At 70.8% G+C, this 10,615-nt stretch carries 9 protein-coding genes; 6 read left to right on the forward strand and 3 right to left on the reverse strand.

Annotated elements, in window-relative coordinates; genetic code table 11:
* Positions 1-11 precede the first annotated feature (11 nt).
* The 4 genes from sucB (at position 12) to ABZ934_RS22770 (ending at position 6,187) form a co-directional block, all read left to right on the forward strand.
* Positions 12-1,760, forward strand: a complete 1,749-nt coding sequence (gene sucB, locus ABZ934_RS22755; RefSeq protein ID WP_361316114.1) for a 2-oxoglutarate dehydrogenase, E2 component, dihydrolipoamide succinyltransferase — start codon at positions 12-14, stop codon at positions 1,758-1,760.
* Positions 1,761-1,973: 213 nt separating this feature from the next.
* Positions 1,974-2,597, forward strand: a complete 624-nt coding sequence (locus ABZ934_RS22760; protein ID WP_361316152.1) for a GntR family transcriptional regulator — start codon at positions 1,974-1,976, stop codon at positions 2,595-2,597.
* Positions 2,598-2,818: 221 nt separating this feature from the next.
* The gene (aceE, locus tag ABZ934_RS22765) at positions 2,819-5,503 is read left to right on the forward strand and encodes a pyruvate dehydrogenase (acetyl-transferring), homodimeric type (protein ID WP_361316117.1); all 2,685 of its coding nucleotides are present in this window, start codon (positions 2,819-2,821) and stop codon (positions 5,501-5,503) included.
* Positions 5,504-5,668: 165 nt separating this feature from the next.
* Positions 5,669-6,187, forward strand: a complete 519-nt coding sequence (locus ABZ934_RS22770) for a DUF4240 domain-containing protein (RefSeq protein ID WP_361316154.1) — start codon at positions 5,669-5,671, stop codon at positions 6,185-6,187.
* Positions 6,188-6,213: 26 nt separating this feature from the next.
* Here ABZ934_RS22770 and ABZ934_RS22775 read toward each other — a convergent pair whose 3' ends face one another.
* Positions 6,214-6,984, reverse strand: coding sequence for an SDR family oxidoreductase (locus ABZ934_RS22775; protein ID WP_361316119.1), 771 nt, complete (start codon positions 6,982-6,984; stop codon positions 6,214-6,216).
* A gap of 85 nt (positions 6,985-7,069) precedes the next feature.
* On the opposite strand from ABZ934_RS22775, the gene ABZ934_RS22780 reads away from it, so the two are divergent.
* On the forward strand, positions 7,070-7,729 hold the full coding sequence (locus ABZ934_RS22780) for a TetR family transcriptional regulator (RefSeq protein WP_361316122.1): 660 nt from the start codon (positions 7,070-7,072) through the stop codon (positions 7,727-7,729).
* Positions 7,730-7,757: 28 nt separating this feature from the next.
* Here the strand turns inward: ABZ934_RS22780 and ABZ934_RS22785 are convergent, their stop codons facing one another.
* Complete coding sequence (locus tag ABZ934_RS22785; protein ID WP_361316157.1) at positions 7,758-8,252, reverse strand: DUF3887 domain-containing protein; 495 nt, start codon at positions 8,250-8,252, stop codon at positions 7,758-7,760.
* 189 nt (positions 8,253-8,441) lie between these two features.
* Positions 8,442-9,851: a type I glutamate--ammonia ligase gene (gene glnA, locus ABZ934_RS22790; RefSeq protein WP_361316125.1), complete on the reverse strand. Its 1,410-nt coding sequence runs from the start codon at positions 9,849-9,851 to the stop codon at positions 8,442-8,444.
* A gap of 185 nt (positions 9,852-10,036) precedes the next feature.
* Between glnA and ABZ934_RS22795 the strand changes: the two genes are divergently transcribed.
* A complete protein-coding gene (locus ABZ934_RS22795; protein WP_361316127.1) occupies positions 10,037-10,504 on the forward strand; it encodes an RDD family protein in 468 nt (155 codons plus the stop codon).
* Positions 10,505-10,615 lie beyond the last annotated feature (111 nt).

Below are 10,615 nucleotides of genomic sequence, written 5' to 3' on the forward strand. Positions count from 1 at the left end.
CAACTGAAACCATGTCGGTTTCCGTAACCCTTCCGGCGCTCGGTGAGAGCGTCACCGAGGGCACCGTCACCCGCTGGCTGAAGGCCGAGGGCGAGCGCGTCGAGGCCGACGAGCCGCTGCTCGAGGTCTCGACCGACAAGGTCGACACCGAGATCCCGTCGCCCGTCGCCGGCATCCTGGCCTCCATCAAGGTCGCCGAGGACGAGACCGTCGAGGTCGGCGCCGAGCTGGCCGTCATCGACGACGGCTCGGGCGCGCCGGCCCAGGCCGCCGCTCCGGCCGCCGAGACCGCCGCCGCCCCCGCGCCGGAGGCCCCCCAGGCCACCCCGTCGACCGAGGTCGAGACCCCGGCTCCCGCTCCGACGGCCGAGGCGGCCGCCGGTGGCGGTTCGGCCGAGGGCACCGATGTCGTGCTGCCCGCGCTGGGCGAGTCCGTCACCGAGGGCACCGTCACCCGTTGGCTCAAGCAGGTCGGCGAGTCGGTCGAGGCCGACGAGCCGCTGCTGGAGGTCTCCACCGACAAGGTCGACACCGAGATCCCCGCGCCGGTCGCCGGCACGCTGCTGGAGATCCTCGTCGGCGAGGACGAGACCGCTGAGGTCGGCGCGCGTCTGGCCGTCATCGGCGTCGCCGGTGCCGCCCCGGCCGCGGCCCCGGCTCCGGCCGCCGCCCCGGCCGCTCCGGCCCCGGCCGCTCCGGCTCCGGCTCCGGCTCCGGCTCCGGCTCCGGCTCCGGTCCAGGCTCCCGCTCCGGTCGCCGCCCCGGCTCCGGTTCAGGCCGCCGCCCCGGCGCCTGTCGCCGCGCCCGCCCCCGCCGCCCCGGCCCCGGCCGGTGACGAGGGCGCGTACGTGACCCCGCTGGTGCGCAAGCTCGCCTCGGAGTCCGGCGTCAACCTGTCCACGGTCTCGGGCACCGGTGTCGGTGGCCGCATCCGCAAGCAGGACGTCCTGGCCGCCGCCGAGGCCGCCAAGGCCGCCGCCCCGGCGCCGGTCGCCGCCGCCGCCCCGGCCGCCGCCAAGGCTGCGGCCGAGGTGTCGGAGCTGCGGGGTCAGACGGTCAAGATGACCCGCATGCGCAAGGTCATCGGCGACAACATGATGAAGGCCCTGCACACGCAGGCGCAGCTCAGCTCCGTGGTCGAGGTGGACATCACCAAGATCATGAAGCTGCGCGAGAAGGCCAAGGCGTCCTTCCTGGCCCGGGAGGGCGTCAAGCTCTCGCCGATGCCGTTCTTCGTCAAGGCCGCCGCCCAGGCGCTGAAGGCCCACGCGGTCGTCAACGCCCGGATCAACGACGACGAGGGCACCATCACCTACTTCGACTCGGAGAACATCGGCATCGCCGTGGACTCCGAGAAGGGCCTGATGACCCCGGTCATCAAGGGTGCCGGTGACCTCAACCTGGCGGGCATCTCCAAGGCGACCGCCGACCTGGCCGCCAAGGTCCGCGGAAACAAGATCACGCCGGACGAGCTGTCGGGCGCGACCTTCACCATCAGCAACACCGGCTCGCGCGGTGCGCTGTTCGACACCGTGATCGTGCCGCCGAACCAGGTCGCCATCCTGGGCATCGGTGCCACCGTCAAGCGTCCGATGGTCATCGAGACGCCCGAGGGCACCGTCATCGGCGTCCGCGACATGACGTACCTGACCCTGTCCTACGACCACCGCCTGGTGGACGGCGCGGACGCGGCCCGGTACCTCTCGGCCGTCAAGGCCATCCTCGAAGCCGGCGAGTTCGAGGTCGAGCTCGGCCTGTAGGGAACCAGCCGCGGCGGTAGCCGCACAGCTGTCGCGTACGGCGCCCCCGTCCGGAACCTTCCGGGCGGGGGCGCCGTCGTCACCCCCGGCCCGTCCGCGGTCTTGTAACGAGCCTCACCCCGGGTCCCTGACCAGGAACGCATCGCGTCGGCCGACACCGCCGTATTGTCTACGCATCAGCCCCGCGCGCCCCCAGGAGATGAAGCGCCGATGATCACCCCACCCGTCGTGCACTCGCTGCGCGAGCAGATCCGCGAGCACATCGTGGAGGGGATCGTCAGCGGCCGCTGGAAGCCCGGTGAGCGGATCGTCGAGCGGCGGATCGCCGTCGAGCTGGAGGTCAGCCAGACGCCGGTCCGCGAGGCACTGCGGGAGCTGGAGACGCTGCGCCTGATCGAGTCGGCGCCGAACAAGGGGGTCCGCGTAAGGAACCTCTCCGCCGCCGACCTGGAGGAGATCTACCCGGTCCGGGCCGGTCTGGAGCAGATCGCGGCCGAACTGGCGGCGCCTCGCCTGGCCGCCGACTGCACGGCGCTAGAGCCGCACGTGGCGGCCCTGTGGGAGGCGGACCGGACCGAGGACGGGACGGCGCAGGTGCGCCACACGGTGGGCTTCCACCGCGAGCTGGTGCGGGCCGCCGGCAACAGCGTGCTGCTGCACACCTGGGAGAGCCTGGGCATCGAGGTGTTCACGGCCCTGTCCATCCGCTGGCTCGGGACGGTGCAGAAGTCGTACGCGGAAGAGCACGCGGCCCTCGTCGAGGCGTTCCGCCACCAGGATCCGGACATCGGCGTGCTGGTGAAGCGGCACGTCCTGGGATGCGCACCCCGAGCGTGACCGGGTGGCTTGCCCGGTTTTGCCCGGCACCGGGTGCCCGATTTCATGGCACCCGGTGCCGACTTTCGCCGGATCGACATTTCTTCGCCACTTTCGTTTGATCGATCATCGATCAGCGATTTACAGTCGTCGCGGACCCCTACCCGGGTCTGCCGGCCCTGTCCTGCCCGTCAGGGTTCTTCTTCACCACCTCTCCTTTGTCCGGAAGGCGGCGCACACCGATGTCCGACCCCGTAGGAAAGCTTCCGAGCGAGCTCGACCAGCTCCCGGACCGCGACACCGAGGAGACCGCCGAATGGGCGGCCTCCCTCGACGCCGTCGCCAAGGCCGCCGGTACGCGCCGCGCCGAATACCTGCTCCGTCGCACCCTCCAGCACGCCGAAGCCGCCGGCCTCGCCCTGCCGAAGCTGCTGGAGACGGACTACGTCAACACCATCCCCACCTCCGCCGAGCCCGAGTTCCCGGGTGACATGGAGATGGAAGCCAAGATCACCGCCTGGAACCGCTGGAACGCGGCCGCCATGGTGACCCGCGGCTCCAAGTACGGCGTGGGCGGCCACATCGCCACCTTCGCCTCGGCGGCCTGGCTCTACGAGACCGGCTTCCAGCACTTCTTCCGCGGGAAGGAGGCCGACGGATCGGGCGACCAGCTCTACATCCAGGGCCACGCCTCCCCCGGCATCTACGCCCGCGCCTTCCTCGACGGCCGGATCTCCGAGCAGCAGCTCGACCACTTCCGCCAGGAGTCCGGCGGCAACGGCCTGCCGTCCTACCCGCACCCGCGGCGCCTGCCCTGGCTGTGGGAGTTCCCGACCGTGTCCATGGGCCTCGGCCCGCTCTCCGCGATCTACCAGGCGCGCTTCAACCGCTACCTGCAGAACCGGAACATCAAGGACACCGCCAACTCGCACGTCTGGGCCTTCCTCGGCGACGGCGAGATGGACGAGCCCGAGTCGACCGCCGCCCTGGCCCTCGCCTCCCGCGAGCGGCTCGACAACCTGACCTTCGTCATCAACTGCAACCTGCAGCGCCTCGACGGTCCGGTCCGCGCCAACTTCCGCGTCGTCCAGGAGCTGGAGGCCCAGTTCCGCGGCGCCGGCTGGAACGTCATCAAGTCGCTGTGGGGCTCCGCCTGGGACGAGCTGTTCCAGCTGGACACCACCGGCGCCCTGGTACGCCGGCTGCGCGAGGTACCCGACGCGCAGTTCCAGACGTACGCGACCCGCGACGTGGCCTACATCCGCGAGCACTTCTTCGGCGCCAACGCCGAGCTCAAGCAGCTCGCCGCGGTCCTCGCCGACGCGAAGATCGCCGAGTGCTTCCACAGCTCCCGCGGCGGCCACGAGCCCCGCAAGGTGTACGCCGCGTACAAGGCCGCCCTGGAGCACAAGGGCGCGCCGACCGTCATCCTCGCGCAGACGGTCAAGGGCTACACGCTGGGCGCCGGGTTCGAGTCGAAGAACGCGAACCACCAGATGAAGAAGCTGACGATCGACGAGTTCAAGGACATGCGCGACCTCCTTGGCCTCCCGATCCCCGACAGTGCCTTCGCCGACGGCCAGGTCCCGTACGGACACCCCGGCGCCGACAGCCCCGAGGTCCGCTACCTGAACGAGCGCCGCGCGGCCCTCGGCGGCCCGGCCCCCGCCCGCAAGGTCCACCACGTGGCCCTGCCGGCCCCGGCCGAGCGTTCCTTCGCCCCGCTGCTCAAGGGCTCCGGCAAGCAGGAGATGGCCACCACCATGGCCTTCGTCCGGCTCGTCAAGGACCTCATGCGGGACAAGGAGACCGGCAAGCGCTGGGTCCCGATCGTCCCCGACGAGGCCCGCACGTTCGGCATGGAGTCCCTCTTCCCGTCGGCCGGCATCTATTCGCCGCTGGGACAGACGTACGAGCCGGTCGACCGCGACCAGCTGATGTACTACAAGGAAGCCAAGGACGGCCAGATCCTCAACGAGGGGATCACCGAGGCCGGCGCCATGGCCGACTTCATCGCCGCCTGTACGTCGTACGCGACGCACGGCGAGCCGATGATCCCGTTCTACATCTTCTACTCGATGTTCGGCTGGCAGCGCACCGCCGACCAGATGTGGCAGCTCGCCGACCAGCTCGGCAAGGGCTTCATCGTCGGCGCCACCGCGGGACGCACCACGCTGACCGGTGAGGGCCTCCAGCACGCGGACGGCCACTCGCACCTGATCGCGTCCACGAACCCGGCGTCGCTCAACTACGACCCGGCCTTCGCGTACGAGATCGCGGTGATCGTCAAGGACGGTCTGCGCCGCATGTACGGCGAGAAGCCGGAAGACGTCTTCTACTACCTGACGGTCTACAACGAGCCGAAGGTGCAGCCCGCGATGCCCGAGGGCGTCGAGGAAGGCATCCTCAAGGGTCTGTACCGCTTCAACACGGCGGTGGACCTGGCGGAGCAGGCTCCGGCCGCCGACGCCCCGAAGATCCAGCTCATGGCTTCCGGTACGGCGATCCACTGGGTCCTGGAGGCGCAGAGGCTGCTCGCCGCCGACTGGAACGTGGCCGCCGACGTCTGGTCCGCCACCTCCTGGGGCGAGCTGCGGCGCGACGCGCTGGAGTGCGACGAGGCGCTGCTGCGCGGCGAGACGCGCACCCCGTACGTCACGCGCGCGCTGGAGGGCGTCACCAGCCCGGTGCTCGCCGTCTCCGACTGGATGCGCCAGGTCCCGGACCAGATCAGCCAGTGGGTGGAGCAGGACTACACCTCGCTGGGCACGGACGGCTTCGGTCTGTCCGACACCCGCGAGGGCGCCCGCCGCCACTTCGGCGTCGACGCGCAGTCGATCGTGGTGGCCGCGCTGGCCCAGCTCGCCCGCCGCGGCGAGGTCCCGGCCTCGGCCATCAAGGAGGCCCGGGAGCGCTACGGCCTGTAGGCCCTGACGCCGAAGCAGGACCGGTGAGGCGGTCCGCCCCGTGGGGGGCGGACCGCCTCGTCCGTTTTTCCCCGGCGCTTTTGCGGCCACGCGGGGGGCGTTCACCGGCCTTTGGCCGTATGAGCGGTGGCGGCGCGGGGGTGGACCCGTGATGCTTGAGCCGTGATGGACGAGACGGAGTTCTGGGAGATCGTCGACCGTACCCGCGAGGCCGCCGAGGGCGACCCCGAGGAGCACGCCGAGTTGCTCGTCGAGCGGCTGGCACAGCTCGACCCGGACTCCGTGCTCGACTTCGCCCGGCACTTCGAGTCCCGGTACAACCGGGCGTACACGTGGGACCTGTGGGGTGCCGCGTGGGTGCTGCTGGACGGGGCGAGCGACGACGCGTTCGACTACTTCCGGTGCTGGCTGATCGGCCAGGGGCGGGAGGTCTTCGAGGGCGCGGTGCACGATCCCGACGCGCTCGCGGAGCTGCTGACCGAATTCGACGAGGAGATCGACGGGGACGGCGAGGAGCTGGGGTACGCGGCCGACGAGGCCTACGAGCAGCTGACGGGCTCGGTGGCGCCGGACCTGGGCATCGCGCTGCAGCCGGCCGAGCCGGAGGGCGCGCCGCTGGACTTCGAGAACGAAGCCGTCCTGGCGGAGCGCTTCCCCCGGCTGTGGGACCGGTTCAGGGGCTGAGGGGTGTCCGGCGGACGCCCCGACGCTCAGTAGTGCGTGCCGCCGTCGATGCGGATCTCCGTACCGGTGATGAACGCGCCGTCGTCGGAGCCCAGCATCGCGACGACGCCGGCCACCGTCTCCGGGCCCGCGAAGCCCTGGCCGAGGGCCGGGGCGAGCTTGGTGAACAGGCTCCAGTCGGTGTCCTCGGGCAGGCCGGGGCCGTTGCCGGTGGTCATGCCGCTCTCGATGGAGCCGGGCGCGACGGAGACGAAGCGCAGGCCCTGCTTGCTGTACTCGGCGGCCAGGGCGTGGGTCATCGACTGGATGCCGCCCTTGCTGGCCGCGTAGGCGGACATGTAGGGGTGCGCGAAGGACGCCGAGGTCGAGCTGAAGTTGACGACGACCGGCCGGTCGCCTTCGAGCAGCGCCGGGAGGGACTCGCGGATCATCAGGAAGGTGCCGGTCAGGTTGACCCCGATGACCTTGTTCCAGAAGTCGAGGGTGGTCTGGTGCGTGTGCGCGGAGCGCAGGATGCCCGCGGCGTTGACCAGCACGTCCAGGCCGCCGAGGGCGAAGACGGCGGCCGCGACCCCCGAGGTCACCGACTGCTCGTCGGATATGTCGAGCACGGCGGTGCTCAGGCCGTCCGCCTTCCCGTCGGCGGCGGCCTGCTCGGCCGTGGCCTTCAGGCCGGCCTCGTCGACGTCCACGGTGTGGACCCGGCCGCCCTCGGCGAGGATGCGGTGGACGGTGGCGCGGCCGATGCCGGAGCCGCCGCCGGTGATGAGGACGCGACGTCCTTCGTAACGGTTCATGGGGCGAGCCTACTCGGACGGTGACACGTTTTGCCACCCTGTCAAAACATGTAATACCCTGATGTCAGGACGGTAGGCTTCCCCCGTGAGATCCCCTCGTCCGTACTCCCCCCAGGCCGGCCCCGGAGCCCAGTCGCTGACCGAGCGCCGCAAGGCGGCCACGCAGCTGGACATCGCCCGCGCGGCCTGTGAACTCTTCGCCGAGCACGGCCCGGACGGCACCACCGCCGAGGACATCGCCCACCGGGCCGGTGTGGCGCTGCGCACCTTCTACCGCTACTTCCGCAACAAGCAGGAGGCCGTGGCCCCGCTGCTGGCGAGCGGCGGCGACGCCTGGCGCGCCCTCCTCGCCGAGGAGGACCCCGGCACTCCACTCGCGGAGGCGCTGGACCGTGCCGTGTCCCGCTCGCTCAGCGACCTGCAGTCCATCGAGGAGGGCCTGGAGGTCACCCGCGGCCTGCTCCGCGCGGCGGCGACCGACGAGGCTCTGCGCGGGGTCTGGTACCGGGTCAACCAGGACTCCGAGGAGCGGCTGGTGCCGGTCATCGCCCGGCTCGCCGGCCCGGACGCCGATCCCGTCCACATCCGCCTGCTGGCCGCGGCCGCGACCGACGCGATCCGGATCGCCCTGGAACTCTGGTCGACCACCGACGCCCCCGCCTCCGGCCCCGGCTCCCCGGCCGAACTCGCACTACGCTGCCTGCGCGAGCTGACGCGCGGGATGACGGTCGTGTCGGGGGGCTGAACCGCACCGTCGCCGCCGCGAGGAGCCGTCACGCCGAGACCGGCACTCCCGTCTTGAGGAACCACAGACCGGCGATGCTCCCGTCCTCGTGGAAGCTCACGCGGAACTCACCGGGCCGGTGTTCCATGCTCAACGGCACGTTGACGACGGTGAACGCGCCGGATGCGACGTCCGCGGGCTGCCCGTGCGACCGGTAGCTTCCGAACGCCGCCTGGTACGCCGTCCACGCCTGTGCGAGGGCGGCGGGCGGCAGCAGTCCGCGCGTCGTCGGATCGAAGTGGGCCGTGGCCGCGGCGAACCTGCCGTTCACGATGTCGTCGAGCGTCTGGACGGCGATCCGGTCGTACCGCGTCTCGGCCGGGGCGGCCACGGCGGCCGTGCCCGCCACCGCCGTGGCGTGGCTCCCCGCCGCGGCGGAGGCGAGACCGCCGGCCGGCAGCAGCACGCAGGCGGCCAGCGTGAGCGTCACCGCCGCCCGGACCGCGTGCCGCCTGCTGATGAGCGTTGCGTCCTTGTCGGGCATCGGCACCACGACTTCTCCACCTGGGGGTCGGGACACGTCCATCGTGCTCCCCGCGCCCCGCCCCCGCATGCCGGGGCAGGCGCGGGACACCGCGCGAAAAGGCCGACGGCCGCGCCCTCCCACCGGGGGAAGGACGCGGCCGACGGCCTACTGACGACCCGAGGGACGCCCGCTCTGACGTGCGACTTCTTACAGGTCGAAGTAGAGCTCGAACTCGTGCGGGTGCGGACGCTGGGCGATCGGGGCGATCTCGTGCGTGCGCTTGTAGTCGATCCAGGTCTCGATCAGGTCGGGGGTGAAGACACCGCCGGCCAGGAGGTACTCGTGGTCCTCCTCCAGGGCCTTGAGGACGTCCTCGAGGCTGGTCGGGACCTGCGGGACGCTCGCGTGCTCGTCGGGCGAGAGCTCGTAGAGGTCCTTGTCGATCGGCTCCATCGGCTCGATCTTGTTCTTGACGCCGTCGAGGCCGGCCAGCAGCAGGGCCGCGAACGCCAGGTACGGGTTCGAGGACGGGTCCGGCGCGCGGAACTCGACGCGCTTGGCCTTCGGGTTCGATCCGGTGATCGGGATGCGCATGGCCGCGGAGCGGTTGCGCTGCGAGTACACCATGTTGACCGGGGCCTCGAAGCCGGGCACCAGGCGGTGGTAGGAGTTCACCGTCGGGTTGGTGAACGCCAGCAGCGACGGGGCGTGCTTGAGGATGCCGCCGATGTAGTAGCGGGCGGTGTCCGACAGGCCCGCGTAGCCGGCCTCGTCGTAGAACAGCGGCTCGCCGCCGGCCCACAGGGACTGGTGGACGTGCATGCCCGAGCCGTTGTCACCGAAGATCGGCTTCGGCATGAAGGTCGCGGTCTTGCCGTTGCGCCAGGCGACGTTCTTCACGATGTACTTGAAGAGCATCAGGTCGTCGGCCGCGGCCAGCAGCGTGTTGAACTTGTAGTTGATCTCGGCCTGGCCGCCGGTGCCGACCTCGTGGTGCTGGCGCTCGACCTGGAGGCCCTGGGCGTCGAGCTCCAGGGAGATCTCGGCACGCAGGTCGGCGAAGTGGTCGACCGGGGCGACCGGGAAGTAACCGCCCTTGTAGCGGACCTTGTAGCCGCGGTTGTTCTCCTCGGAACCGGTGTTCCAGGCGCCGGCCTCGGAGTCGATGTGGTAGAAGCCCTCGTTCGCGGTGGTCGCGAAGCGCACGCTGTCGAAGATGTAGAACTCGGCCTCGGGCCCGAAGTACGCGGTGTCGGCGATGCCGGTGGAGGCGAGGTACGCCTCGGCCTTCTTCGCGATGTTGCGCGGGTCGCGGCTGTACGCCTCGCCCGTGATCGGGTCGTGGATGAAGAAGTTGATGTTCAGCGTCTTGTCGCGGCGGAACGGGTCGAGACGCGCGGTGGTGATGTCGGCACGCAGAGCCATGTCGGACTCGTGGATGGCCTGGAACCCACGGATCGAGGAGCCGTCGAAGGCGAGCTCCTCGGCCGGGTCGAACGCCCGAGCCGGGATGGTGAAGTGCTGCATCACACCAGGCAGGTCGCAGAAACGGACGTCGACGAACTTGACGTCGTTCTCCTCGATGTACTGCTTCACTTCGTCGGCGTTCTGGAACATCCAACTCCTCCTACTCCCGACCCCGGGGCAGGGACGGGCTGTATAGCTCGTGGTGCGTCAGTGCGGTGCCGCACGCTGACCCGACCATAAGCAGACGGGATTTCTCAAGCATGACCCATTTGTTTCGCACAAGTTAACCAGGGGTCCGTCCAGGTCGCATGGAGCGCCACCGGTACCGTGGTCGAGTGGACAACAGGCAAGCAATCGGATCCTGGCTCTCCGGCCCCCGCGCGGCCGCCGAGGAGATGGGCGTCGACTTCGGCTACCGCGGCGAGCGCCTCGGGCTGCCCCCGTCGGGGCCCGGTTCGGTGGCCCGGTTCGGGCGGCGGCTCGGCGCCGTCGCCATCGACTGGGTCGGCTGCCAGCTCATCGCCTACGGGCTGATCGCGCACGGCGACCTGGGCGCCACGGGCAACTGGACGCTGGCCGTCTTCGTCGCCCTGTCCGTCCTGACGGTCGCCACCGTGGGATTCACCCCCGGCAAGCGGATTCTCGGCCTCCGGGTGGTCGCGGAGGACGGCGGTCGCCTCGGCGTCCCGCGTGTGCTGCTGCGCACGGTCCTGCTGGCCCTCGTCATCCCGGCGCTGGTCTGGGACCGGGACGGCCGCGGCCTGCACGACCGACTGGCGCGCGCGGTCCAGGTGCGCATGTAACGGCGGATCGCATACGCCACGGCGACCTGCTTGGTGCCCGGCTTCCGCGGGCCCTGCCCCAGCTTGATCGCGTCGACGCGCGGCCCGGAGTCCTGGAGCGTCAGGCCCTGG

This window comes from Streptomyces sp. NPDC046557 (assembly GCF_040645975.1).
Taxonomy (GTDB): domain Bacteria; phylum Actinomycetota; class Actinomycetes; order Streptomycetales; family Streptomycetaceae; genus Streptomyces.

Bases quoted from the DNA above. Each gene is read 5' to 3' on its own strand.
- glnA (WP_361316125.1), bottom strand. From the start codon at position 9,851: ATGTTCCAGAACGCCGACGAAGTGAAGCAGTACATCGAGGAGAACGAC.
- sucB (WP_361316114.1), top strand. From the start codon at position 12: ATGTCGGTTTCCGTAACCCTTCCGGCGCTCGGTGAGAGCGTCACCGAG.
- ABZ934_RS22775 (WP_361316119.1), bottom strand. From the start codon at position 6,984: ATGAACCGTTACGAAGGACGTCGCGTCCTCATCACCGGCGGCGGCTCC.
- aceE (WP_361316117.1), top strand. From the start codon at position 2,819: ATGTCCGACCCCGTAGGAAAGCTTCCGAGCGAGCTCGACCAGCTCCCG.
- ABZ934_RS22770 (WP_361316154.1), top strand. From the start codon at position 5,669: ATGGACGAGACGGAGTTCTGGGAGATCGTCGACCGTACCCGCGAGGCC.
- ABZ934_RS22785 (WP_361316157.1), bottom strand. From the start codon at position 8,252: ATGCCCGACAAGGACGCAACGCTCATCAGCAGGCGGCACGCGGTCCGG.